The following is a 24,332-nucleotide window of genomic DNA, read 5'->3' as shown; positions in this document are numbered from 1 at the left end:
GCCCGGTCGGTCGGGGGGGTCCTGCACGACCTGCGGCTGAGGGATGTGGGAGTGATGAAGATCATGTTAACCGTCGGCGTCCGGGCGGCAAAGTCTTGTGCCACACGACTTTCCATACCGATCGGTTTGCCGAGGGGGCTCGGAATCGACCGCGATGCGAACGCTTTTCAGGCGGCGGTGGCGGCGGTCAGCCACTCCACGAGCGGCCGGACGTCGCGCCACGCGGTGCGCACCTCGTCGAGGGTGCGCGGCGTGTCGAGCCACTCGGGCGACGGGTGCTCCCGCGCGGCGGTGAGGGACTTGTGCCGCAGCAGGTCGAGACGGGGGTGGTCCTCCGCGACGCCGCGCGGACGGGTCTTCAGCCGTTCGCCACCGATCTCGTACCCGGCCCGGCGCAGCCGCCGCACGAGCGTCTCGAGCCGGGGGCCGTGGCGCGAATCGTCCACGGTGGCACGGTATGCGGAGACCTGTGCGGACGAGCCCGCGTAGAAGCCGCCGGCGATCCGCAGCCCGGCGGCGTCGATCTGCACGTAGAACCCGACGCCGGGCCCGGTCTGCACGAATCCGCCCTGATGAGTCTTGTACGGCGACTTGTCCGCGCTGAAGCGGACGTCGCGATGCGGACGAAACGCCTTGCCCGGGCCGAACTCCGGTTCGAGTTCCGCGAGCAGGGCAAGCATCGGGCCGCGCACGCAGTCGTCGTAGACGGCCTTGTGCGCGGCCCAGAACGGCTTGCTGTTGTCCGCCTCGAGGTCTTCGTAGAAGTCGAGGGCGGCAACGGGGAAGCCGGTGAACATGCCGGGTGTCCTTTCGGTCCGGTGACGGTCCGAAAGTACACCGCCTTCCGCGACTACGCGGAACCGTTGAACAGCGACGTCACCGAGCCGTTCTCGAACACCTCCTGGATGGTGCGCGCGAGCAGCGGCGCGATCGACAGGACGGTGAGCGTCGGGAACCGCTTCTCGTCGTCGATCGGCAGCGTGTTGGTGACGATGACCTCCTCGGCACCGCACGCGGCGAGGCGCTCGGAGGCGGGGTGCGAGAGCACGCCGTGGGTGGCGGCGATGACGACGTCGCCCGCGCCGGCCTCCTTCAGGATCTTCACGGCCCCGGCGATGGTGCCGCCGGTGTCGATCATGTCGTCGATGAGGATGCAGGTGCGGCCCTCGACCTCACCGACCACGCGGTTGGACTTGACCTGGTTCGGGACCAGCGGGTCGCGGGTCTTGTGGATGAACGCCAGCGGGGCGCCCCCGAGGGTGTCGGCCCACTTCTCGGCGACGCGGACGCGGCCGGAGTCGGGGGAGACCACGGCGATGTTCTCGACGCCGTACCTGTCGCGGATGTACTCGGCGAGCTGGCCCTGGGCGTGCATGTGGTCGACCGGGCCGTCGAAGAAGCCCTGGATCTGGTCGGTGTGCAGATCGACGGTGATGATGCGGTCCGCGCCGGCGGTCTTGAGCAGATCGGCGATCAGGCGGGCGGAGATGGGCTCACGGCCGCGGTGCTTCTTGTCCTGGCGGGCGTACGGGTAGAACGGCAGGACGGCGGTGATGCGCTTGGCCGAGCCTCGCTTGAGCGCATCGATCATGATGAGCTGTTCCATCACCCACTGGTTGAGCGGGAACGGGTGGCTCTGCAGCACGAACGCGTCGGAGCCGCGCACGGACTCCTCGAACCGCACGAAGATCTCGCCGTTGGCGAAGTCACGCGCGGTCTGCGGGGTGACCTGGACGTCGAGCTCCTTCGCCACCTGCTCGGCCAGCTCGGGGTGGGCCCGGCCGGAGAAGAGCATCAAGTTCTTCTGGTTGTCGATCCAATTGGAGGTCACTGGTCCTGGCCGTCCTTATGCCGTTCGATCTCTTGCTGCTGCCGTGCTGCAGACGCTGCCTCGGCCGCGGGGGTCCCGGGTCGGTTTCGCTGGACCCAGCCTTCAATATTGCGCTGTGGCGCACCCGACACCGCAAGCGCCCCCGGCGGAACGTTGCGGCGCAGGACCGTGCCGGCGCCGGTGTAAGCTCCGTCGCCGACCGTCACGGGGGCCACGAACATGGTGTCCGACCCGGTCCGGACGTGGGATCCGACGACCGTGCGCGACTTGTGCACGCCGTCGTAGTTGACGAACACGCTCGAGGCCCCGATGTTCGAGTACTCGCCGATGGTGGCGTCGCCGACGTAGGTCAGGTGCGGCACCTTCGAGTGCGCGCCGATCTCGGCGTTCTTGGTCTCCACGAACGTGCCGATCTTGCCGGATTCCCCGAGGTCGGTGCCCGGCCGCAGGTAGGCGAACGGCCCGACGGTCGCGCCCTCGCGGATCACGGAGTCCGACCCGTGGGTGCGCACGACCGACGCCCCGGCGCCGATCCGCACGTTCGTCAGCGTGGTGTCCGGGCCGATCACCGCGTCCTCGTCGATCACAGTCCGGCCGTGCAGCTGCACCCCGGGGTGCAGGGTCACGTCCCGGGCGAGGACGACGTCGACGTCCACCCACGTGCTGGACGGGTCGATCACGGTCACACCCGCCCGCATCCAGTGCTCGAGGGTGCGCCGGTTCAACTGCGCGGCGAGCGCCGCGAGCTGCACCCGGTCGTTCGCGCCCGCGACCTTCATCGGGTCGGCGAGCTGGGCGGCGAACACCGGCAGGCCGTCCTCCCGGGCGATCGTGACGACGTCCGTCAGGTACAGCTCGCCCTGCGCATTGTGGGCCCGCAGCCGGGTCAGCGCGCTGCGGAGGAACTTCGCGTCGAAGGCGTAGATGCCGGCGTTGACCTCGTTGATGGCAGCCTGCTCGGCGTCGGTGTCGGTCTCCTCGACGATCTCGCGGATCTCGCCGTGGCCGTTCCGGACGATGCGGCCGTACCCGGTGGGATCGTCGGCGAGGAACGTCAGGACGGTCACCGCCGACTGCGCCGGTTCGGCGAGGTGCTCGGCTTCGAGAGCCTCGAGGGTGTGGCCGTCGAGCAGCGGGACATCGGCGTTGGTGACGACGACCACGCCGGAGAAGTCGCCGGGCAGCGCGTCGAGCCCGCACTGCACCGCGTGCCCGGTACCGAGCTGCCGGTCCTGGACCGCGATCGACACCTTGCGGTCGAGCGTCTCGGCGATCTCGGTGGTCGCGGCGGAAACCCGCTCGCGCTCGTGCCCGACGACCACCACCAGGTGGCTCGGGTCCAGCTCTGCGGCCGCGTGCAGCGAATGGGCGAGCATCGTGCGACCCCCGAGTGTGTGCAGCACCTTCGGGGTCTTGGATCGCATTCGCGTACCCGCTCCGGCCGCCAGAACGACAACTGCGGTCTGCACTTGCATGAAGCTCCCTCGACGTTCGACATGCGCAGGTTCGGCACCGGCAGGGGAGCTCGCCGGCCCCGACTGCCCCGCTCCGCCGCCAGGACTCGAACCTGAACTATCTGAACCAAAATCAGAGGTGCTGCCGATTACACCACGGCGGACTGCCGCATTCCCGGCGCCGACGCCCCGGTCATGCGTCTGTGATCCTCGCATGCCGCCACACCCGGAGTCGAACGCGGGGCCGGGCGCGTCGCCGCCACGGATAGGCTGATCGCAACCCGCCGCGCGTCGTCCTCGGTGTTTTCCGGTGGCACAGGGTCCGGCCGGGTGCCGGAAAGGATGTACACGTGTCGAAACCGTCGCAGAACCACGCCGACCGCAGCCCCCGGGTCCGGATGACCGGGACCCAGCGCCGGGAACAGCTCATCGAGATCGGGCGGGCGATCTTCGCCGAGCGCGGCTACGAGGCGGCGTCCATCGAGGAGATCGCCCAGCGGGCCCAGGTCTCCAAGCCCGTGGTCTACGAGCACTTCGGCGGCAAGGAAGGCCTGTACGCCGTGGTCGTGGACCGGGAGATGTCGACCCTGATGTCGATGATCAGCGCGAGCCTGACGCAGAACCGCTCGCGCATCCGGGTCGAGCGGGTGGCGCTCGCCCTGCTCACCTACGTCGAGGAACGCACCGACGGCTTCCGCATCCTCGTGCGGGACTCCCCGGTCGCCGCGGAGGAGGGCACGTACTCGTCCCTGCTGAACGAGGCGGTGCGGCAGGTGGCGCACATCCTCGCCGGCGACTTCTCCCGCCGGGGCTTCGACCCGGACCTGGCCCCGCTGTATGCGCAGGCGCTGGTGGGCATGGTCGCGACGGCCGCCACGTGGTGGCTGGACGAGCGCAGCCCGTCGAAGGAGGTCGTGGCCGCCCACCTGGTGAACCTGTGCTGGAACGGCCTCACCCATCTGGAGGCGAATCCGCAGCTCGGGACCGACTGACCGGGCGATGCGAACTCCCGATCGCGCCCCTACCAGGTGGTATCGTTGCCCAGCCGACTCGACGAGCAATTGCGAGGTGATCGTGGTACCCAGCGGAGCGGCGATCGGCGCCGATCGTCCGGGTCGCCGGGCGGCGCCGAGCCCGCATCGAGGGGGATGAATGGCCCGGCAGGTTCGCGCCGAGGTGACGCGCGACTCCGTGTTGCGCGGCGCCGCGGAAGTGTTCATGAATCTCGGCTACGCCAACGCCAGCCTCAACGAGATCATCCAGCAGTCCGGTGTCACCAAGGGCGCGCTGTACTTCCACTTCGCCTCCAAGGAGGAGCTGGCCCGCGCGGTCATCGACGAGGGCTTCGCCCGGCTGGGTTCGGCCGGGCTGAGCGCGATCAGCGACCGGACCCCCGCCCTCGAGACCATGATCGAACTGTCGGTCCTCACGGTCGACGTGTCCCGTGCCGACCCGATCGTGCGCGCCATGTTCCGGCTGGTGATCGAGATCGGCGACTACCGCGGGTCCGGGGAAGGGGTCTTCGCGATCTGGCTCTCGACGGTGCAGGATCTCGCCAAGCGGGCCCTCGCGGAGGGCGACCTGAGCGAGGAGCTCGAACCGGACGCGGTGGGCCTGCTCGTGCTGCAGGCCCTGACCGGGGCTCGCGCGGTCGCGGCGGCACTGAATCGTCGGGACGAGCTCGTCGAGCATCTCGAGAACATGTGGCGCCTGCTGGTGCCCGCGCTCGTGCCCGCCGACAAGGTCGAGTACTTCCGGCAGTTCGTCTCGCGCCGGCTGCGGGTGTAGCCGGGCGATTGCGTTCGGTGCCTCCGCCTGACACGATCGCCGCCGTGACCCTGGGACCGTTCGACGCGGACGCGGCCGGTGCGGCACTCGCCCGCACCCTGGACGAGCTCGGCGCCGCCGCCGTGACCATCACCCCGGTGCCGGCGATGCTCACCACCGCCCAGGCGGCGGACGTGCTCGGCGTCGGTCGCCGGCATGTGGGCCGCCTCGTCGACGACGGCACCCTGCCGTCCCGGTTCCGCGGCCTGCACCGCCGCATCCGCCGCGCCGACGTCCTCGCCTACGCCGAGCGGCGCGCCGAGACCCGGACCCGGGCCCTGGACACCGTCGCCGACCTGAGCCGCCGCGACGGCCTCTACGACGACGAATTCTAGGGGGAACGGTCGTGCCGATCCGAGCGGTACTCGACGCGCCGGCGCTGACGCCGCCACGCGTGCGCGACGTGCTGCTCGCCCTGGCCGAAGACACGCTGTTCCAGCCCTATTGGAGCGACGGCATCGTCGCCGAGGTGGAGCGGCGGCTGCCGTCGCACATGTCGCGCCCGGCGCGGGACTTCCTGTTCGCCGAACTCGAAACCGCCTTCCCCGAGGCCCGGGTGACCTGGCCGGCCACGGTGCTGCGGGAGGTGCCGTACATCAGCGATCCCCGCGACGCGCACCTGACCGCGGTGGCGCTGTTCGCGCAGGCCGACGTCGTCGTCACCACCGACGCCGGTCTCGCTCGCTCGCTCGAGCGGTCCGGGGTCGAGCCGCAGACGCCGGACGCGTTCGTCGCGTACGTGCTCGACGCCGAACCGCAGCGTTGCCGGCGCGTGCTGCTGCGGATGGCGCGACGGCGGTGGCTCGGGCCCGGCGAGGAGACCCCCGACGCCGCCCTGCAGACCCGGCTGGCCGCGTGGGCCCGTCGCGATCTCGGCGACAACAGCGCCGATCTGCTGGCCGCGGACCCGGTCCGACCGTGACCGGACGCCCCCGGTGGTCCTGGCAGCCCGAACCGGACACCGCATAGACTCGGACGGTCCTCTTCTCGAACCCAGGAGCGCCCTTCCCGTGTCCGACGTGTCCGTCACCCCCCTGTCCGGATTGGCGCGGATCGCGCTGGCCGACGCTCAGCTCGAACGTGTGGCCGCCCTCGCCGGGACCGCCGAACAGGCCCTGGTGGCCCCGCCGTCGGCCCGGCCGTTCGTCGCCGCCGCGCTGGCCGCGAAGACGCCGCTGCTCGTGGTGACCGCGACCGGCCGCGAGGCGGACGACCTGACGGCCGAACTGCACGAGATGCTCGGCGACGTCGTCGCGCAGTTCCCGTCGTGGGAGACGCTGCCGCACGAGCGGCTCTCGCCCAGCGCCGACACCGTCGGCCGCCGGTTGCAGGTGCTGCGCCGGCTCGCCCACCCCGAGGACCGCGACTACGGCCCCGAGCTGCGGGTGATCGTCGCGACCGTGCGGTCGCTGGTGCAGCCGATGGCCCCGCGTCTGGGCGACATCGAGCCCGTCACCCTGCGGGTCGGCGCGGAGCACGACTTCGACGAGCTGATCGAGCGGCTCGTCGAGCTGGCCTACACCCGCGCCGACATGGTCGGCAAGCGCGGCGAGTTCGCGGTGCGCGGCGGCATCCTCGACGTCTTCCCGCCGACCGCGGACCATCCGGTGCGGGTCGAGTTCTGGGGCGACGAGGTCACCGAGCTGCGCCCGTTCTCCGTCGCCGACCAGCGGTCCATCCCCGAACTCGAGGTGGGCACCCTCATCGCCCCGCCCTGCCGGGAGCTGCTGCTCACCGAGCAGGTCAAGGAGCGCGCGGCCCGGCTGGCGCAGGACAACCCGGCCGATGCGGCGCTGGTGGAGATGCTCGACAAGATGGCCTCCGGTATTCCGGTCGAGGGCATGGAGGCGCTGCTGCCGGTGCTGCAGACGGGCGAGCTGCAGCTGTTGACCGACGTCGTGCCGGCCGGCACGCACGTGCTGCTGTGCGATCCGGAGAAGGTGCGCACCCGCGCGGCGGATCTGATGCGCACCGGTCAGGAGTTTCTCGAGGCGTCGTGGACCGCGGCCTCGCTCGGTGGTGCCGCGCCGCTGGACACCGCCAACATGAAGGGCGTGGACCTGGCCGCGTCGGCGTACCGGCCGCTGACCCAGGTGCGGGAGACGGCGGAGGCGGCGGGCCGGCCGTGGTGGACGCTGAGCCCGCTGGCGTCGGGCGCCGACACCGAGGTCGTGCTCGACGTGCAGCCGGCGCCGGAGGTGCGCGGCTCGGACGAGCTGCTGACGATGCTCTTCGCGAACCTGCGCGCGCACGTCACCACCGGCGGGCGGGCCGCGATCGTCGTCGCGGGCGCCGGCACCGGGCAGCGGGTGCTCGAGCGCCTGCAGGAGAACGACGTGCCCGCCGCGCGTCTCGATCCGGGCGCCGAGCCGGTGCGCGGCACGGTCGGGGTGCTGTGCGGCGCGCTGCACGACGGCGTGGTCCTGCCGGGCGACGGCGCGGACGTGCCCGGCCTGGTGCTCGTCACCGAGTCCGACCTCACGGGCAACCGGGTGACCGCCGCCGAGGGGCGCCGCACGCCGGTCAAGCGTCGCAACCAGGTCGACCCGCTGGCGCTCACCGCCGGGGACATGGTGGTCCACGACCAGCACGGCATCGGCCGTTTCGTCGAGATGGTGGAACGGACCGTGGGCGGTGCCCGCCGCGAGTACCTGGTCATCGAGTACGCCCCGAGCAAACGCGGGCAGCCGGGTGACCGGCTGTTCGTGCCGATGGAGTCCCTCGATCAGCTCTCCCGCTACGTCGGCGGCGAGATGCCCGCCCTGAGCAAGCTCGGCGGCTCCGACTGGGCCAACACGAAACGCAAGGCGCGCAAGGCTGTTCGTGAGATCGCCGGGGAGCTGGTGCAGCTGTACGCGGCGCGCCAGGCCGCGCCCGGGCACGCGTTCGCCCCGGACACCCCGTGGCAGAAGGAGATGGAGGACGCGTTCGCGTTCACCGAGACCCAGGATCAGCTCACCGTCATCTCCGAGGTCAAGGCCGACATGGAGAAGGCGGTCCCGATGGACCGCGTCGTCATCGGCGACGTCGGCTACGGCAAGACCGAGATCGCGGTGCGCGCCGCGTTCAAGGCCGTGCAGGACGGCAAGCAGGTCGCGGTGCTGGTGCCCACCACGCTGCTGGCGCAACAGCACCTGCAGACCTTCACGGAGCGGATGGCGTCGTTCCCCGTCACCGTCAAGGGCCTGAGCCGCTTCACCGATCCCGCCGAGTCGAAGGAGACGATCGCTGCCCTCGCCGACGGCGCGGTCGACATCGTCGTCGGCACCCACCGGCTGCTGCAGACCGGCGTGCGCTGGAAGGACCTCGGCCTCGTGATCGTGGACGAGGAGCAGCGATTCGGCGTCGAGCACAAGGAGCACATCAAGGCGCTGCGCACGCACGTCGACGTGCTGACCATGTCCGCGACGCCGATTCCGCGCACCCTGGAGATGAGCATGGCCGGCATCCGCGAGATGTCGACGATCCTCACCCCGCCCGAGGAGCGGCACCCGGTGCTCACCTACGTGGGCGCCTACGCGGACAAGCAGGTCGCCGCCGCCATCCGTCGCGAGCTGCTGCGCGACGGGCAGGTGTTCTACGTGCACAACCGGGTCAGCTCGATCGACAAGGCCGCCAAGCGGATTCGTGACCTCGTCCCCGAGGCGCGGGTGGCGGTCGCGCACGGGCAGATGAACGAGGACACCCTCGAGAAGACCGTGCAGGGCTTCTGGGAACGTCAGTACGACGTCCTGGTGTGCACCACCATCGTCGAAACGGGCCTGGACATCTCCAACGCCAACACCCTCATCGTCGAACGCGCCGATTCGCTCGGCCTGTCGCAGCTGCATCAGCTGCGCGGGCGCGTCGGCCGGTCCCGCGAGCGGGGTTACGCGTACTTCCTGTATCCGCCGGAGAAGCCGCTGACCGAGACGGCGTACGACCGGCTCGCCACGATCTCCCAGAACTCCGACCTCGGTGCGGGCATGGCCGTGGCCATGAAGGACCTCGAGATCCGCGGCGCGGGAAACGTGCTGGGCGCGGAGCAGTCCGGTCACGTCGCCGGCGTCGGGTTCGATCTGTACGTGCGGCTCGTCGGCGAGGCGGTGGAGGCCTTCCGGGCCGCCGCGGACGGCCGGCCCGTCGCCACGGAGGAGGCCGCCAAGGAGGTGCGCGTGGACCTGCCGGTCGACGCCCACATCCCGCCGGACTACGTGACCTCCGACCGGCTGCGGCTCGAGGCCTACCGCAAGCTCGCCGCGGCGCACGACGACGACGCGATCGCCGCGGTGGTCGAGGAACTCGTCGACCGCTACGGCCCGCTGCCCGAGGAGGTCGGCCGGCTGGTGTCGGTGGCCAAGCTGCGCCTGCTGTGCCGCGAGTACGCCCTCGAGGAGGTCGCGGTCTCCGGTACCCAGCTGAAGATCTCGCCGATGCATCTGCCGGATTCGAAGCAGATGCGGCTCAAGCGGCTCTACCCGGCGGCGCAGTACCGGGCCACGAGCGGCCTGGTGCAGCTGCCGTTGCCGCGGACCGGTGGGGTGGGCTCCGATCGGGTGCGCGACGTCGAGTTGCTGCAGTACATCGCGGACTTCCTGCTCGCCCTCGACGGTAAGGCGCAGGGTTCGGTGGACGTGCGCGTGCCGGCCGTCGCGAGCGTGTGACCGGGGCGAGCGCAGCGACGGGGAATGTGACCGGGGCGAGCGCAGCGACGGGGAATGTGACCGGGGCGAGCGCAGCGACGGGGAATGTGACCGGGGCGAGCGCAGCGACGGGGAATGTGACCGGGGCGAGCGCAGCGACGGGGAATGTGACCGGGGCGAGCGCAGCGACGGGGAATGTGAGGCGACGGCCGTGACGGTGATTCTGCTCGACCCGTACCGGCCCGGATCGGTGCCGCTCGAGGCGGTGCCGCTGCTGACCGGGCCGCTCGCCTGCACCGACGACGTGCCGGCGGCGGTTCGGGAAACGCTCGGCGCGACAGCGGGATCCGACGCCGAGACGTTGGTGGCCGTCGACGCCGGGCACGAGGCGGTGCGTGAACGCGTGCGGCGGGGTGAGCGGGTGATCGCCGCCCCGCCCGCGCCGGGGGAGCGCCTGCTGCGTGCCGTGGAGGTGATGGACCGGCTGTGGGGATTCGGCGGCTGGGAGGTCACCCAGACGCACGATTCGTTGCGCCGCTACCTGCTCGAGGAGACCTACGAACTGCTCGACGCGATCGAGGAAGGTGACCCGCACGGCCTGCGCGAGGAACTGGGAGACCTGTTGCTCCAGGTGCTGTTCCACTCGCGGATCGCCCAGGAGTCCGGCACCGACCCGTTCACCGTCGACGATGTCGCCGACACGCTCGTCACCAAGCTCGCGTTGCGCAGCCCGCACCTGACCAACGGTCACACCGGCCCGATCGACGTGGCCGAGCAGGAGGCGGCGTGGGAGGTGGCGAAGGCGGCGGAGAAGGCCCGGCCCTCCTGCCTGGACGGCATCGCGATGGCGCAGCCGGCGCTGGCGTTGACCGAGAAGGTGCTGACCCGCAGCGCCAAGGCGGGATTTCCGTCGGATCTGGTACCGGAATCGCTCGGTTCGGTACGGATCTGCGGTGAGGGCAGCGCCGAGCAGACGCTGCGGACCGCTGTCGTGGCTTTCGCCGGCCGGATCCGCAGAGCCGAAGACGCCGCCGAAGCCGATCGCGGTAAGCGAAGACCATTGTCGAGCGACGACTGGCGCAGGTATTGGCCGCAGACGTGAGCGACGACGCCGGTCGGGGTCGCCCGACCCGGCAGGATGCGGCAGCCCGCCGCCCGCGGCCTAACCTGTCTGGCGACGTCCTGCACGTCGGCGGGTCGTGCGCGTGAGCTTGCGGCCGACTCGAATCAGCAAGTCCTGCTGGCGCCGTGCATACAATTGGGCCACAGCGCGCCGGGCCCTGCGCCGCTGCTCGGCGCTCAGGTCGTACTCGGCCAGCGATCGCACCATTTCCCTGCACTCCAGTGTGGTCGCGATGTACGCCTGCCACGACGGTACGTCGAGCTTGCGTGCCAGCATCGACGGTGTCGCATGCGTCAGGTGCCGTCGCGCCAGCACCTCCGGCACGTGCCCCCATGGCCCGGCAAGCGCCAGCTTGGCGGCGAACACCTCGTCTTCGCGCAGCATGTTCCGACGCTCGATCCGTACCGCGGGTTCGCGTCGGATCAAGCTGTACAGAGGATCGACCAGTGGGATGGCCTCGTTCAGCATCCCCAGCATCGCGGTGAACCGCGTAACCGGGTCGTCGGAAGCGAGGGCCGTGCCGTGGTGCGGGCTGAGTCGTGTCAGGCCGTTCGGAGCGGTGTACTCGATTCGGTTCGTCACCAGGATCAGCCGGTCGTCGGCTGCGAACGCCTCCAGAGCCCTGGAGATGCAGCGCGGTGCAAGCCAGTCGTCATCGCCTACCCACCGAAAGAAGGTGCCGGTGGCCAGCCGGAGCGCGCTGATGTAGTTGTTGAGCAGGCCCACGTTCACGGGGTGCCGGTGGTAGACGACCCGGCTGTGTTGCTCCGCCAGGCTGCGGCACAGCTCCTCGGTCCCGTCGGTGGAGGCGTTATCGCAGATCACGAGTTCGATGTCGGTGTGGTCCTGGGCGAGCACCGATTGCACCACGACCTCGAGGCGATCCGCCCCGTCGCGAACGGGCAACCCGATGGAGACCAGCGTGTCGGTGTGGCCCATCGGGCACCCCCTCGTCGCTCGACTCGTGCATTACACCGTGCCTCCACGCCTCGGGCGGAATGCTCGGGCCGGGGCGACGACAGGCCTGGCGGCTTCTTCGATCAGGCCGGTACTCGGTGGACCGGACACCGAGTCCGGTTTTCAGATACGTTCGAGCCAGATTTCCCGCCAGAAAGGCACGAATTCGCGGGGGCAGTTGGCGTTGTACGCGCCGCTGCAGACGACGTCCGCCAGCACGATGCAGGGGTTCTTCATGGTCAGCAACTCGCCGGTCTTCTCGTCTATACATTTGGTGACCCGGGCCTGCACTCGTGCCGTGCGGCCGCAGTAGCGGGCCATCTCTTCCTCGAAGCCCATGCCCCGGTTCAACCGATCTTCGTTGAGCGTCAACATGATCTGATCCTTGGGCTTGATGCGTACCATCTCGCCCGGTTGGAGGTTCAGGTGGGCGGTCGGCGTCCTTCCGACCGCCTTGCCCGCGACGAAGCCCCAGGGCAGCCCGTCGCGGAACCACAGCTTGCGCGGTAGCCGCCGCCTGCTGGCGTCCTGCAGGCGATTGAACAGGCTTACGAGAAAGGCCTTGATCGAGTCGATGGGACCGGCGTTTCCGGTCTTCACGTCCGTCACATACTGGCCGAGATCGCGGAACGGCAGGCACGTCGGCGCGGCGCGCATCAGCTCGGTGGCCTGGCACGAATAGCGTGGTCGGCCGTCGGGTCCCGGTTCCTTGCGGGTGTTGACCTCGAGCAATGGAATCTCGATACGGCCGGAGACGGACGAAGTCGGCGTTCCGGGGCCGACGCGTTTGAGCCAGGCTTCCTTCCAGTACAGGGAACACGCTGTCTGGCAGCCCCCGTGCGCGGAGCCGTCACAGCGCGAATCGGTCAGGTGGACCGCATTGTCCATCCTGTGGATGCCGCTGCCCGAAATGGTGTCGCAGAGCTTGTGCGCAACCTTGTGCACGGTCAGCCGACGGCCGCAGAACCCGAGCATCTCCGGCATGAAGGGCAGGTTCTCGAGCTCGCCCCGTTCGTCCAGCGTCGCGAGGATCTCTTCGGCGCTTCGAACCTCGACCAGGTCGCCGACGCGCAGGCCCGGAATGGTCGCGGACTTCGTCATCGTGAGTGTTTCCTTCCCTCCCGGGGGCTGCAGCGCGTCGGATGTCCGGGTGTACGCGGTGGACCACGATTGCAGCGATCCGGGACGTCCTCCGCGCTGCGCTACCGGGCGAAACGGGCGATTCGTGTTCGGGATCGCCATCGGGGCCTGTTCCATTTCGATGCTACCTCCGGCCTTGCCGTCGAATCTTCGACTCGGACGGAGCGCTCTGTCGGAAAACACCCCAGGATTTCGGGTCGAATCGGGTGTCGGGAGTGGCATCCGTCAGCCCACCGCGATGATCGATTTGGGGACACCCAGTATCCGTTCGCGCAGAATGGTCGCCGTGGGGAAGTAGTCGCGCATCTCTGTGATGCTCACCAGTTCGGTCCACAGAACCTCGTTGCGCGCCTCGTCGATGTTCGCCGGCCTCGTGTGGACCAAGGGCCAGTGTGCGGCAATGGCGACCCGGGCAGCGGCAGGCAGAAACTGCATTCCGGGAAAGAGCCAGTGCGGTTCGAGGGGGAAGTAACGATATGGCGTCTGAATCCAATAGTGCGGCGCGAGGCGCCGGACCTGTCGCGCCAGCTCCGCTCTGCGGGCATGTCCGCCCACGTGCTCGATGAGTGAATTCGAGAACACGATGTCGAAGCGGGAGTCGACGTCCGCCTGTGCAAGGACGCGGGTCGCATCGCACGCATCACCGAGGACGGGAACGATCCACCCGTCGTCGGACTCACCGGGCTCGAAGAGATTGAGTACCGTAACGTGCTCGGGCCTGACCGGGGCACGGCGCCATGCCTCTATCGTTCCGCCGAGATCCAGAACCCGCATGTTCTCGATCGCCGGGAATGCCTCACGAAACATCTGCCAACGCCGCATCCTCGTTCTGGCGCCCAGAGATGTCGGAGAATCCACGAGTATGCGTCGCAGTTGGGTGCCGGCCACAGATCCCCCTCCGGTGATCAGGCTCTCGACGTTCGCAAGACGCCTATGCTATCACCGCCGTGCGACGACAGGGCCGATCTCGATCCGGTTCGATGCGCCGTTTGCGTGGTTCGCGCGTACTACCCTCGGTTCTCATGACCGGACCGAAGGTTCGTATCGCGATCCTGGGCATCAACTTCGCCCCAGAGCCGACCGGGATCGCGCCCTATACGACCCTTCTCGCGTCCGGATTGGCCGCGCGTGGGCACGAAGTCGAAGTTCTGACCGGATTCCCTCATTATCCGCAATGGAAGCGCCTGGACGGAGGTTTCCGGTTCCGATCCGACGAAATCGAGGATCGCGTTCGGATTCGGCGCTTCGGTCACCACGTCCCGCGGGGTGCTACGGCAGTCGGTCGAGCGTTGATGGAGATGAGCTTCGGGCTTCAGCTTCTGCTCGCGCGATGGAACGGACCCGACGTCGTCCTCTGCGTGAGTCCACCATTGCTGGCGGCAGGACTGTCCGTGGTGCGCGCACGGCTGTCGTGGCGGCGACCTGCAATCGGCGTCATCGTCCACGACCTCTACAGCCGTGGGGTCGTGGAGGCGGCGGCGCTGTCGGGCTTGTCCGCCTGCGTGGCACAGGCGGTGGAATCTGCATTCCTTCGGTCGGCGGACGGCATTGTGGTAATCCACGACGGATTCGCGCAGATCCTCGAGGAGCACCTCGGCGTCGACCGCAGAAGAATTCGCACGATCCGGAACTGGAACCATGTCGCACCCCCGGATCCCGCGGCCAGCTCCGCATTCCGCGCCGCACACGGCTGGGATTCCGACGAGGTGGTGATCTTGCATGCTGGAAACATGGGCACCAAACAGGGCTTGGAGAATGTTGTCGCGGCGGCCCGGCTGGCAAGTCGCGAAGGCCGCCGTGTGCGGTTCGTCCTGCTCGGTGACGGCAACCAGCGCGTTCGTCTGGAGGCTGCGGGCGCCGGAATCCCCACACTGCAGTTCCTGGCGCCGGTCACAGAGGAGGACTTTCCTTCAGCGCTCGGAGCTGCGGATGTGCTTCTCGTGAACGAACGACCCGGCGTCGCGCAGATGGCGGTACCCAGCAAGCTGACGTCCTATTTCAACTCCGGCAAGCCTGTCCTCGCGGCGACCGACGCGGACGGATTCACGGCGACCGAGATCGCCGCATCAGGGGCCGGTATCCGTATCCCGGCCGACCGACCGGACCTGTTGCTCCGGGAGGCGGTCCGATTGGGCACGGACGGGGCGCTCGCCGCACACATGGGGGAGCAGGGACGTCGCTACTGCGCTACAACCTTGTCCACATACGAGGCCCTGGAGCGCTACGAGAAATGGATCGGGGATCTCGTGCGCGAGTCGCGCAGGCAGAGGTCGCGCTGATGGTCAAACGCGCACTCGTGACCGGCATAACCGGACAGGACGGGTCCTATCTCACGGAGTTGCTGCTGAACAAGGGCTACGAGGTCCACGGAGTCATCCGCCGTGCCTCGACGTTCAACACCCACCGGATCGAACACCTGTACGTGGACTCTCACGTACCCGGCGCGAGGTTGTTCCTGCACTACGGAGAACTCCTCGACGGGGCACGGCTCACGGCGCTGCTGTCGGCGATTCGTCCCGACGAGGTGTACCACCTGGCGGCGCAGTCACACGTTCGCGTGAGTTTCGACGAGCCGGAATACACCGCCGAAACAACAGCACTCGGAACAATTCGGCTGCTCGAGACGATTCACCAGATCGGACTCGACTGCCGCTTCTACCAAGCGTCGAGTTCGGAGATGTTCGGCGCATCGCCGCCGCCGCAGAATGAGGAGACGCCGTTCCATCCCCGCTCGCCGTACGGCACCGCCAAGGTGTTCGCCTACTGGACGGCACGCAACTACCGGGAGGCATATGGTCTCTTCACAGTCAACGGCATCCTGTTCAACCACGAATCACCCAGACGGGGGGAAACCTTCGTCACGCGAAAGATCACCCGTGCGGTGGCTCGCATCCGGGCCGGCCTGGATCGGCATCTGTACATGGGCAACGTCGACGCAGTCCGTGACTGGGGTTACGCACCCGAATACGTCGAGGGGATGTGGCGGATGATGCAGGCCGAGACCCCGGACGACTATGTGCTGGCGACGGGAGAAGGCTATTCCGTGCGCGAATTCCTTGCCCTCGCGTTCGACCACGCCGGTCTCGACTGGGAGAAGTACGTGCGATTCGACGAACGCTACCTTCGCCCCGCGGAGGTCGACTCGGTGATCGGCGACGCAGCGAAGGCCGGAGCGATCCTCGGCTGGAATCCTCGGGTGCGCACTCCCCAACTCGTGAAGATCATGGTGGACGCCGACCTCGCGGCACTCGAATCTCGAGGCGGTCACCGGATCGACAGACCCGAGCTGCCGGGGTGGGGCACCTCGTCGCACTGACCCTGTGGGATCAGCTGCGACAGGTTCCCTGATGCGCGACGAACCACTCGTATGTCATCCGGACGCCCTCCTCGAGCGGGGTCTTCGCGGTCCATCCGAGTTCCGTGAGGCGTCGGACGTCGAGCAACTTGCGCGGGGTGCCGTCCGGCTTCGACGGATCCCACCGAATCTGCCCGCGGTAGCCGACCACGTCGGCGACAAGGTGCGCGATCTCGGCGATCGTTACGTCACTACCAGTGCCCACATTGACCGGCCGGCAGTCGTCGTAGTGGTCCAGCAGGAAGTGGCAGGCATCCGCGAAGTCGTCGACATACATGAACTCGCGCCGGGGCCGGCCCGTGCCCCAGCACGTTGCATGCGGAGCGCTGTCCCGGGCCGCGTCATGGAGGCGACGGATCATGGCGGGCAGGACGTGGCTGTCGTGCGGGCTGAAGTTGTCGCCCGGACCGTAGAGGTTCGTGGGCATCGCGCTGATGTAGGGCAGGCCGTGCTGGCGGCGGATGGCGGTGACGTGCGCGATCCCGGCCAGCTTCGCGACCGCGTAGCTTTCGTTCGTCTCCTCCAAGGGACCCGTGAAGAGTGCCTCTTCGCGAATCGGCTGTTCTGCGAACTTGGGGTAGATGCAGCTCGACCCCAGGAAGAGGAATCGCTTCACGCCACTCGCGACGGCGCTGTCCAGCAGGTTCACCTGTATGCGCACATTGTCGGAGATGAAGTCGGCGGGTCGACGAGCGTTCGCTGCGATCCCGCCGACCCGTGCTGCTGCGGCGATCACCACCTGCGGGCGGGTCGCCTCGAAGAACTCCGTGGTAGCGCGGGCGTCGCGCAGATCCAATTCGGCCGAACTACGTCCGATCAGATTCTCGAACCCGCGCTTTGCGAAGTGGCGCCACAGCGCCGATCCCACCAGTCCCCGGTGACCCGCGATGTAGATCCGGGTGCTTCGAGGTAGGGGGTAGGAGTTCGTCCCGGGATGACGACCTGCGACGCAGGAGGCTCGATCGGACCGATCGACATCGACGCTATCCCGTGCAGGGTCGGTATCCGACACGGCCACCTCGATCCTCCGGTGGGGGTCCCGAACGCTCCGGTGATGTCCGGGAGAGGGTGGCACATGCACGCACCGCAACTTCCTCCAACCGATCACCTCGAACCGGAGCCGGTACCGGGTTCGAAGGTTACCACTTGCTCGTTCGTCGACGCGCGGAGATTCTCAGCGCGTGCCCGGCGCAAGGGCAGGACTGCGACTGAGCCGACGGAACGCGACAAGGCCGGCACGTGCCGGCGAGCTCACCGCGTCGGGCGCTCCGATCTGGCCGCGCACGTACGTATCGGGCCCGAACTGCATGCAGCTCGGGTAAAATTCGACGGAACAACGACGCCTCGAGGGGTGCGAGTTGGGTGGGACGAGTTGGGATCACGGACAGCGAGACCTGCGCGGTCCGGCGCACCCATGTCCGACGCCGTGGCCTCGAATGGTTGTGGATGCCGTTCCGATCGATCTGGTCGATCGAGAGCTCGCGATGGCCCTCATCGTCGATGCGCTCCGCCTACCGGACCCGCTCGCCGTCGCATCGGCCAACCTCGACCATCTCCATCACTTCGAACGCGACAGCTTCTGGACGGACCGTCCACCTGCGGTTTCCATCGGAGAGCCGTCCAGGGGGCTGCGCTGGCTCACACTGCTCGACGGAGTGCCGCTCGTCCGGAAAGCCGAGGCACTCAGCGGTCGGCCTTGGCCGAAGCTTTCGGGCAGTGACCTGATCTGGCCGATTCTGGAGTACGCGGCGAAACACGGCACGCGGGTGGGGTTTCTCGGCGGGACCGCCGAGACACACGAGCAACTCCGCAAGACGCTGAGGATGCGCCTTCCCGCCCTGCAGGTCGCGGGCACCTGGGCGCCGGCGCGATCCGAGATACTCGACTCCCGAACGTCGGCGGGAATCGCCGCCGACATCCGTTCGGCCGAGGTGGAAATCCTGATCGTGGGACTGGGAAAGCCCCTGCAGGAGAATTGGATTGCGCGATTCGGCCCGGACACCGGAGCGCGGGTGCTGCTCGCGTTCGGTGCCGTGGTGGACTTCCTCGCCGGCCGCGTGAGCCGGGCGCCGCGGTGGATGGCGGACCACGGCTTCGAGTGGACGTGGCGACTGATGCTGGAGCCACGACGGTTGAGCCGTCGCTATCTCGTGCACGATCCGCCGGAATTGCTGCGGTTGATGCGCCGAGAACCGACCCTCCAGCACGAAGCGGCGATGGCGCATCCCGACAGGAGTGTGGGGCGCGGTGCATTCGTCGGGCCCCGACGGCGGGCTACCGTCGCCGTGGTGGTGGTGACGTACAACAGTGTGTCCGATCTGCCCGGGCTGATCGACGACCTGCGTATCGCTGCTCGCGACCAGTCGATCCGCGTCGTTGTCGTCGACAACCAGTCGTCCGACGGCACAACCGATGTGGTGCGCTCGCACACCGACATCACGTTGGTCGAGTCCGGGGGGAATCTCGGCTATGCCGGTGGCATCAATGCGGCGATGCCGTTCGTGGAGCCGTGCGAGGCCGTGCTGATACTCAATCCTGATCTGTCGTTGGCCCCTGGAGCGGTGACCCGCTTGATGACATCGCTCCGTGGCGACGACCGAATAGGGGCCGTGGTACCGCTCATTCTCGACGCAGACGGCGCAGTCTACAACTCGATTCGACGCGAGCCCTCGCTCTCGCGTGCGGTCGGGGACGCATTGCTCGGCCGCAGACTTCGTAAGAGGCCGTCCTTGCTTTCCGAAATCGATTACTGTCCAGCAGATTACCTCGAAGCTCACGATGTGGACTGGGCAACCGGAGCCGCACTGCTCATTCGAACCACGGTGGCGCACGAGGTAGGCCCCTGGAACGAGGAGTTCTTTCTCTACTCCGAGGAGACGGACTACTTCCGTCGCATCCGCGAGAGCGGCCATTTGGTTCGGTTCGAGCCGTCGGCGGTGGTGCAACACCGCCAGGGAGGCTCGGGTACATCGCCGGCTCTCGCACGGCTCATGGCCGTGAACCGAATTCGATACGTGAAACGACACCACGGAGCCGCGTACGCGGTGCTTTTCCGCGGAGCCGTGGCATTGGCCGAAGCGCTGCGCTCCTACGATCGGGAGCGTCGACGTACGCTCGCAGCTGTGCTGAACCGCAGGAAATGGCGAGATCTCCCGCACGCGACCTCACATGGCTGAACAACTGTCGGGACCGCACCGACGCGGCGCAGTGATCGTTCCCGCGTACAACGAAGCCGCGGTGATCGAGCGGACGCTCCTGCCGCTCAGCCACGCTGCAACCGAGGGGTATATCGAGCTGATTGTGGTGCCCAACGGCTGTACCGACGACACCGCCGCGGTGGCCCGACGTATCCCGGGCGTGCACGTTGTCGAGTTGCGGGAGGGGTCCAAACCTGCGGCACTGAATACCGGTGACCGGATCGCCACGATGTGGCCCCGGCTGTACCTGGACGCCGACATCCGGATTTCGGCCGGTGCGGTACTGGCCGTCCTCGATCGACTCGCCCGCGGTGACGTGCTCGCCGCTCGTCCCGAGTTCCGTTACGCGTTCGACCGCTCCGACCCACTGGTTCGCAGCTACTACCGTGCCCGGCAGCGGATTCCGCAGCGAGAGCCCATACTGTGGGGTGCCGGTGTGTACGGCCTGAGCAGACAGGGGCATGCGAGGTTCGGATCCTTCCCGGATCTTACGGGGGACGATCTTTTCGTCGACTCTCTGTTCGACGCCGATGAGAAATCCGTGGTGCGTACGGAACCGGCCGTGGTCACGACTCCCACTGATGTCGGAAGTCTGCTCGCAATTCTGCGTCGCAGTCATCGCGGCGGCACCGAAGCGCGCGTCGTCGACCGGAGTCGCGTGCGCCGCACCGGCCCGGCCACCGCTCGCGCGGTGCTGCGGTCGATCCGGGGACCCGGATCGGCTGGGGATGCAGCGGTGTACATCGCGGTGGCGCTCGCGGCCCGGCGGGGTGCACTGCATCCGAACGTGCCGTGGGAGCGCGACGAAAGCAGTCGAGAGCCTCGGTGAGGGGTTCATGAGGGGTGCTACTGGAGGTCGCAGTCGGCAGTCCGGTCGATCCGATAAAGATGAACGGCGTTGCCGTCGTCGAATGTGTCCCGGAATGTGTTACCGGTGACGGGTATGCTCCGCCCTTCGTCCAAGACCTCCACCTGGTCCGCATTCCCGCATGCAAGGGCGATCGTGGCGTCTCCGCCCTCGTTCCGCGTGGATCCCGCGAGCACGTAGAGACTTCCCTCGTGATACTTGGCAGCCAGATCGACGGGTCCGTCGGATCTGGCAAATCCGTCGACGAACGGTGCATTGAGAACTGGGGCCAGTCGATTGATCTGATCGTTGACTGCCCTGACGTCGTCGCGGATGCCGTCTCCGCACCGGTCCCGGAAGATGTTGTACGACAGGCACGGCCCGCCGAAGTTGTGGGAGAAGTAGACGATGCCGCGTGCGCCGTTGATGATGCTGCTCCAGACCGCGGCTCGAATCTGCGGGCCCGTGATCGTGCCGCCCGTGTCCTCCTCGAAGGGGTGACCCACCTCCACGAAGTTCCACACCGGCATCGCCGCACGCGGCTGGACCAAGGAGCGGACGTATCGTGTTGTCACACCGTAATTGGCCGCCAGATGGCACTCCGCGGGGGAGAGGTCGGCCTGCCCGTCCTTCGTGAGGACACCGCCCTGGTCGGCCTGACAGATCGTATCGTCGGTGAACCAGTAGTTGTCTGCGGATACGACATCCTGAAAGTCGTTGACGAATCGTTCGGCTGCGTCCCGGGGCTCCCAGAAGGTGACGCCCTTGCCGTAATTCGTGAAAGTCATGACGCCCGACGGTACTTTGCTCCTGAACGCATACATCACCGTGTAACCGCACTTAGCTTGTTCGGGTACGCAGATCGGTCGATCGTCAGGCATCCGACCCGTCCACGGCGCATCTCCGGCACCCGCCCACATGTCCGCCTCGTCTGTGGTCAGTTGACCGGACGCGAGCGGGTCCGGGCGGCTGGGAAGGGCGAACATCCCGCTGTCACGAATCACCCGCACGTCGCTGTCTTCGGTCAGTTCGACGTAGGTATTGAGTCCGATGGTCCGATCGACGGCAGCCTCCTCAGGGGAGGTCACGCGCGCGAACCATACTGCGAGAGGGAAGTAGTCCGGCGACGTTGGCAGCGAATTCTCGAAGGTGTCGTAGTACTCCTCACCGCCGTCGACCGATCGCAGCGACGGACCCGTCGGCTCGAACACGACGTCGACGAAATAGGCGGCACCGTTTCCCGACTGGTCGGGGATTCCCTCGCCGTAGGTGAACCGTCCGTCGCGCGCGGTCAACCATCCGCTCTTCACGGTTGCGCCCAGGTCGAAGGTGTTCGGATCCGTCGGATAGTTCCCATTCGAAGCACGGTAGGAGATCACGTAGCTTCCGTGCGCTTGTATCGGAATCGGTTCGTCGAACGGTACGTTCCGCCAGCCGCTCGGGCCGGTGGTGATCGGGACGGTACCCAAGGCGGTGCCGTCGGACGACCACAAGGTGGCGGTGACCGCCCCTGTGTCCTCCGGTCCCTGATAGAACCGCGCGGCGGTGACGACTCCATCGCTCGTCGTCGTGAACTCGGTGCCGACTTCGATCGGCCGCGCGGCGGGATCGCCGGAGACGGCCGGGACGGTTTCGTCGGACCACAGGCTTCCTGCCGGCGAGCCGGGACGTTCGGCCGTGTCGGGGGAGCCTTGCGTGCATGATCCGGTAAGCACCATCACCGCCACGAGCAGCGGGGCGACGAGGGAACGTGCTGTCGGGCGCTTATCGAGCACGGTCGTCAGCCTGTGGCGAGGAAATGTCGCGTTCTGCGTCGTATCGGTCGGGTGAGTCGATTTCCGGCACCGAAACGCTGAAGGTGGACCACAGCAGGCCGAACACGATGAAGAAGACGAAGGTTGCCTGCTGGTAGAAGAACAGGTCGAAGGTAGTGCTGGAGACCAGGATGCCCACCAGCACTGATCCCATCATGTAGGCCTGATCGCGTTCCCGGGGTGAGGTGGCGCGGCGCAATCCCGCCGAGATGCCGAAGATTGCTCCTCCCGTCAGCAGAATCATCGCGGCGAGTCCTACAACACCGCCCTGCACGATCGTCCGTAGCCACTCGTTGTCCAGCAATTGATACGCGCTGGGAGGAGCTCCACCGAGGCCGACCCCGAAGACAGGATTCTCGCGAAAGGTCTGCGACACTGCGGCATAGTCGGCTGTCCGCGTCAGGATACTGTCATCCTGCTCCGAACCCGTGATCGTCCGCCACAGCGCATCCAGTGTCTCCGGGAAGGCGACGGCATAGCCCATGATCGCGGCCGCCCCGGCGACGGCGGCCGGGACCAGCTGCCGAACCTGGAACGCGAACATGTAGACGAGCAGGCACGCGAGCAGAGTGAGCACGCCGGTGCGAGAGATGGCGGCGGGCATGGACACCAACGCCACACCGCACGTGGCGACCGCAGCCCAGCGGGCGCTCCGGCGCGTGGCGTAACGCGCAAAGTGGATGGTCATCGGCACGGTCACTGCAGCCAGAACGGAGAATTCGATCGCGTGCTCGGAGGTACCGACAACACGCACGGCGCCTCTCCGCTCGGTGAACTGCAGGTACTCGGGATCGAGGTTCACGACGAAGCCCGGGGGCATGAACAGGAATCGCAGATCGATCGAGGTCAGACTCTGGAGTAGTCCGACCGAACACGCGAATGCCAGACCTACGGTGAGGCAGCCGAGGATGATGGTCCGCTGCCGTGTGCTCTCGATTCTCACGAGAACATAGAGGGCCACCCCCACATTTGCGACCAGGGTGATGATCGCCCGGGTCTTGTTGGCTTCTACCAGGGCATCGCCCGTACGGAGCAACCCGATTCCGTAGACCAGGGTCAGCAGCAGGAAGAACAGAAGCATGACGACCACCCCAGGGTTCACCGTGGGGTGAGTTGTGGTGCGTCGGACCGTCAGGAATCCGAGGACGACGAGGCCGAACAGCATGACCGCGGCCATCCGCGCAGGTGAACCGTTGCTCTTGAGCGGGCCGGGCAGGGTGGCGAAGGCCGGTAGGCAGGGGATCAGGAGACACAGGAAGGCGAGAAACCACGGGGTGCGTTCTCGCTGTTCGGCACCGCGGACCGCACCGTCGAAGTGATCGCCCGGCCGTCGGCGCGCAACGAAGACCGTAGTCTTCATCGGGCATCCACGGCACCGTCGGCCGGCATACGTCCGCCTTCGCCGTCGGGGTTGTACGAGGATCTGCCGGGGCGCGGACCTGCCGGCGACGGAGGTTGGGCTGTCTGCCTGCGTGATTTCAGCCGCGTCAGCGAAACGTCGACCAACACGGTGAACAGGATCGATAGTCCGACCCCGGTGGCAAGGATCGCGACGGTCGAGCGTGTGCGGGTGGGCATCGCAGCCGTCGGGACGCCGGGCGGTGTCACGACGAAGGACGTGACCATCTGATCCTCGGGTACCCGAGCTTGCTGCTGCAGGGTCCGCAGCGTCACTTCGGCCTGTGCGGCAACAAGCTCCAAGGTCTTCGTCACGTCGGCAGGATCCGACGCCGTCTCCTCGACGAACACCAGCGGCAGCTGCGGGTTGGGAGATGGGGTCGGGAATGCCTTCGCGCCGTAATCGGACAGGCCACCGGCCGCCACGACCCGGTCCACCACGGACGGTTCCCTCAGCCCGAGTGCGGTCAGATTCGCCAGCAGTGACGCTCCACCGACATCCAGCAGACCGTTCCGCCGGATCTCGCCGCCAGTCGAGGGCGTGTCCTGCCGGACACTCGGCGGAGCCAAGCCGATGACCGCGCTTGCGTAGTAGACCGGTTTCACGGAGCTGTAGACGCCGTAGCTGTACCACGCGGTGATCGCCAGAAGTGGAAGTACGACATACCAGCGGCGGAAGCACGACCGCACGACATCGAACAGATCCATGTCAATGCCCCCTCATCATCGGATGAACCGACGTGAGCTACCTGCCGAGGACGAACCGT

Annotated in this window: 20 protein-coding genes and 1 tRNA gene; 10 read left to right on the top strand and 11 right to left on the bottom strand. The window is 67.7% G+C overall.

Translation table 11 applies throughout. The annotated features are described in order from the left end of the window. Window positions 1–167 precede the first annotated feature (167 nt). The 4 genes from JYA75_RS24565 to JYA75_RS24550 all read right to left on the bottom strand — a co-directional run bounded on the left by JYA75_RS24565 (window position 168) and on the right by JYA75_RS24550 (window position 3,449). Window positions 168–797 (bottom strand): DUF2461 domain-containing protein, encoded by a 630-nt coding sequence (locus JYA75_RS24565; protein ID WP_029542126.1) that lies wholly within the window; start codon window positions 795–797, stop codon window positions 168–170. A 53-nt stretch (window positions 798–850) separates the two neighbouring features. After that, window positions 851–1,831 carry a ribose-phosphate diphosphokinase gene (locus tag JYA75_RS24560; RefSeq protein ID WP_006938895.1) on the bottom strand — a complete coding sequence of 327 codons (981 nt, stop codon included), beginning with the start codon at window positions 1,829–1,831 and terminating at the stop codon, window positions 851–853. Then, complete coding sequence (glmU, locus tag JYA75_RS24555) at window positions 1,828–3,306, bottom strand: bifunctional UDP-N-acetylglucosamine diphosphorylase/glucosamine-1-phosphate N-acetyltransferase GlmU (protein WP_203329474.1); 1,479 nt, start codon at window positions 3,304–3,306, stop codon at window positions 1,828–1,830. Before glmU ends, JYA75_RS24560 begins: the two co-directional genes overlap by 4 nt. A 71-nt stretch (window positions 3,307–3,377) precedes the next feature. After that, window positions 3,378–3,449 (bottom strand) — tRNA-Gln (locus JYA75_RS24550). 234 nt (window positions 3,450–3,683) lie between these two features. Between JYA75_RS24550 and JYA75_RS24545 the strand changes: the two genes are divergently transcribed. From JYA75_RS24545 to JYA75_RS24520, 6 genes are all read left to right on the top strand, one after another. After that, the gene (locus JYA75_RS24545) at window positions 3,684–4,277 is read left to right on the top strand and encodes a TetR/AcrR family transcriptional regulator (RefSeq protein WP_037201479.1); all 594 of its coding nucleotides are present in this window, start codon (window positions 3,684–3,686) and stop codon (window positions 4,275–4,277) included. Between the two features lie 160 nt (window positions 4,278–4,437). Further along, entirely contained in the window at window positions 4,438–5,073 is a 636-nt protein-coding gene (locus tag JYA75_RS24540; protein WP_029542131.1) for a ScbR family autoregulator-binding transcription factor, read from the top strand. 44 nt (window positions 5,074–5,117) lie between these two features. Continuing rightward, window positions 5,118–5,447: a helix-turn-helix domain-containing protein gene (locus JYA75_RS24535; protein ID WP_203329473.1), complete on the top strand. Its 330-nt coding sequence runs from the start codon at window positions 5,118–5,120 to the stop codon at window positions 5,445–5,447. A gap of 11 nt (window positions 5,448–5,458) precedes the next feature. Then, window positions 5,459–6,034 (top strand): PIN domain-containing protein, encoded by a 576-nt coding sequence (locus tag JYA75_RS24530; protein WP_006938885.1) that lies wholly within the window; start codon window positions 5,459–5,461, stop codon window positions 6,032–6,034. Window positions 6,035–6,122: 88 nt separating this feature from the next. After that, on the top strand, window positions 6,123–9,755 hold the full coding sequence (gene mfd, locus JYA75_RS24525; RefSeq protein WP_050034785.1) for a transcription-repair coupling factor: 3,633 nt from the start codon (window positions 6,123–6,125) through the stop codon (window positions 9,753–9,755). A gap of 190 nt (window positions 9,756–9,945) precedes the next feature. Beyond that, window positions 9,946–10,836 carry a MazG family protein gene (locus tag JYA75_RS24520; RefSeq protein WP_050034786.1) on the top strand — a complete coding sequence of 297 codons (891 nt, stop codon included), beginning with the start codon at window positions 9,946–9,948 and terminating at the stop codon, window positions 10,834–10,836. Window positions 10,837–10,896: 60 nt separating this feature from the next. Here JYA75_RS24520 and JYA75_RS24515 read toward each other — a convergent pair whose 3' ends face one another. The 3 genes from JYA75_RS24515 to JYA75_RS24505 form a co-directional block, all read right to left on the bottom strand. Continuing rightward, window positions 10,897–11,796, bottom strand: coding sequence for a glycosyltransferase family 2 protein (locus tag JYA75_RS24515; protein ID WP_161995233.1), 900 nt, complete (start codon window positions 11,794–11,796; stop codon window positions 10,897–10,899). A gap of 141 nt (window positions 11,797–11,937) precedes the next feature. Continuing rightward, window positions 11,938–12,915: a hypothetical protein gene (locus JYA75_RS24510; protein WP_050034788.1), complete on the bottom strand. Its 978-nt coding sequence runs from the start codon at window positions 12,913–12,915 to the stop codon at window positions 11,938–11,940. Between the two features lie 264 nt (window positions 12,916–13,179). Further along, a complete protein-coding gene (locus JYA75_RS24505) occupies window positions 13,180–13,761 on the bottom strand; it encodes a methyltransferase type 11 (RefSeq protein ID WP_232334097.1) in 582 nt (193 codons plus the stop codon). A gap of 215 nt (window positions 13,762–13,976) precedes the next feature. On the opposite strand from JYA75_RS24505, the gene JYA75_RS24500 reads away from it, so the two are divergent. Further along, the gene (locus JYA75_RS24500; RefSeq protein WP_050034790.1) at window positions 13,977–15,233 is read left to right on the top strand and encodes a glycosyltransferase family 4 protein; all 1,257 of its coding nucleotides are present in this window, start codon (window positions 13,977–13,979) and stop codon (window positions 15,231–15,233) included. Next, entirely contained in the window at window positions 15,233–16,270 is a 1,038-nt protein-coding gene (gene gmd, locus JYA75_RS24495) for a GDP-mannose 4,6-dehydratase (protein ID WP_203329472.1), read from the top strand. The genes JYA75_RS24500 and gmd overlap by 1 nt, the downstream gene beginning before the upstream one ends. A gap of 10 nt (window positions 16,271–16,280) precedes the next feature. Here the strand turns inward: gmd and JYA75_RS24490 are convergent, their stop codons facing one another. After that, window positions 16,281–17,204: a GDP-L-fucose synthase gene (locus JYA75_RS24490; protein WP_050036298.1), complete on the bottom strand. Its 924-nt coding sequence runs from the start codon at window positions 17,202–17,204 to the stop codon at window positions 16,281–16,283. A gap of 541 nt (window positions 17,205–17,745) precedes the next feature. On the opposite strand from JYA75_RS24490, the gene JYA75_RS24485 reads away from it, so the two are divergent. Continuing rightward, window positions 17,746–19,485, top strand: a complete 1,740-nt coding sequence (locus JYA75_RS24485) for a WecB/TagA/CpsF family glycosyltransferase (protein ID WP_082120204.1) — start codon at window positions 17,746–17,748, stop codon at window positions 19,483–19,485. Beyond that, window positions 19,478–20,335 carry a glycosyltransferase gene (locus JYA75_RS24480; RefSeq protein ID WP_082120205.1) on the top strand — a complete coding sequence of 286 codons (858 nt, stop codon included), beginning with the start codon at window positions 19,478–19,480 and terminating at the stop codon, window positions 20,333–20,335. Before JYA75_RS24485 ends, JYA75_RS24480 begins: the two co-directional genes overlap by 8 nt. Window positions 20,336–20,352: 17 nt before the next feature. Here JYA75_RS24480 and JYA75_RS24475 read toward each other — a convergent pair whose 3' ends face one another. From JYA75_RS24475 to JYA75_RS24465, 3 genes are read right to left on the bottom strand one after another with little or no spacing between them, the layout of a single operon-like run. Beyond that, on the bottom strand, window positions 20,353–22,128 hold the full coding sequence (locus tag JYA75_RS24475) for a DUF4082 domain-containing protein (RefSeq protein WP_203329471.1): 1,776 nt from the start codon (window positions 22,126–22,128) through the stop codon (window positions 20,353–20,355). Beyond that, entirely contained in the window at window positions 22,118–23,527 is a 1,410-nt protein-coding gene (locus tag JYA75_RS24470; protein WP_082120206.1) for an O-antigen ligase family protein, read from the bottom strand. The genes JYA75_RS24475 and JYA75_RS24470 overlap by 11 nt, the downstream gene beginning before the upstream one ends. Then, window positions 23,524–24,273, bottom strand: a complete 750-nt coding sequence (locus JYA75_RS24465; RefSeq protein WP_050034794.1) for a hypothetical protein — start codon at window positions 24,271–24,273, stop codon at window positions 23,524–23,526. Before JYA75_RS24465 ends, JYA75_RS24470 begins: the two co-directional genes overlap by 4 nt. Window positions 24,274–24,332: the final 59 nt, after the last annotated feature.

Source organism: Rhodococcus sp. PSBB066 (genome assembly GCF_017068255.1).
GTDB lineage: Bacteria > Actinomycetota > Actinomycetes > Mycobacteriales > Mycobacteriaceae > Rhodococcus > Rhodococcus aetherivorans.
Note: the sequence above shows the minus strand (reverse complement) of the source record. Positions and strands in the feature narration are given on the sequence as shown.

What these genes read in the sequence shown, in the direction of transcription:
- JYA75_RS24565 (WP_029542126.1), bottom strand. Translation starts at nt 797, where the DNA reads ATGTTCACCGGCTTCCCCGTTGCCGCCCTCGACTTCTACGAAGACCTC.
- glmU (WP_203329474.1), bottom strand. Translation starts at nt 3,306, where the DNA reads ATGCAAGTGCAGACCGCAGTTGTCGTTCTGGCGGCCGGAGCGGGTACG.
- JYA75_RS24545 (WP_037201479.1), top strand. Translation starts at nt 3,684, where the DNA reads ATGACCGGGACCCAGCGCCGGGAACAGCTCATCGAGATCGGGCGGGCG.
- JYA75_RS24540 (WP_029542131.1), top strand. Translation starts at nt 4,438, where the DNA reads ATGGCCCGGCAGGTTCGCGCCGAGGTGACGCGCGACTCCGTGTTGCGC.
- JYA75_RS24515 (WP_161995233.1), bottom strand. Translation starts at nt 11,796, where the DNA reads ATGGGCCACACCGACACGCTGGTCTCCATCGGGTTGCCCGTTCGCGAC.
- JYA75_RS24510 (WP_050034788.1), bottom strand. Translation starts at nt 12,915, where the DNA reads ATGACGAAGTCCGCGACCATTCCGGGCCTGCGCGTCGGCGACCTGGTC.
- JYA75_RS24505 (WP_232334097.1), bottom strand. Translation starts at nt 13,761, where the DNA reads ATGTTTCGTGAGGCATTCCCGGCGATCGAGAACATGCGGGTTCTGGAT.
- JYA75_RS24500 (WP_050034790.1), top strand. Translation starts at nt 13,977, where the DNA reads ATGACCGGACCGAAGGTTCGTATCGCGATCCTGGGCATCAACTTCGCC.
- gmd (WP_203329472.1), top strand. Translation starts at nt 15,233, where the DNA reads ATGGTCAAACGCGCACTCGTGACCGGCATAACCGGACAGGACGGGTCC.
- JYA75_RS24485 (WP_082120204.1), top strand. Translation starts at nt 17,746, where the DNA reads ATGGTTGTGGATGCCGTTCCGATCGATCTGGTCGATCGAGAGCTCGCG.
- JYA75_RS24480 (WP_082120205.1), top strand. Translation starts at nt 19,478, where the DNA reads ATGGCTGAACAACTGTCGGGACCGCACCGACGCGGCGCAGTGATCGTT.
- JYA75_RS24470 (WP_082120206.1), bottom strand. Translation starts at nt 23,527, where the DNA reads ATGAAGACTACGGTCTTCGTTGCGCGCCGACGGCCGGGCGATCACTTC.
- JYA75_RS24465 (WP_050034794.1), bottom strand. Translation starts at nt 24,273, where the DNA reads ATGGATCTGTTCGATGTCGTGCGGTCGTGCTTCCGCCGCTGGTATGTC.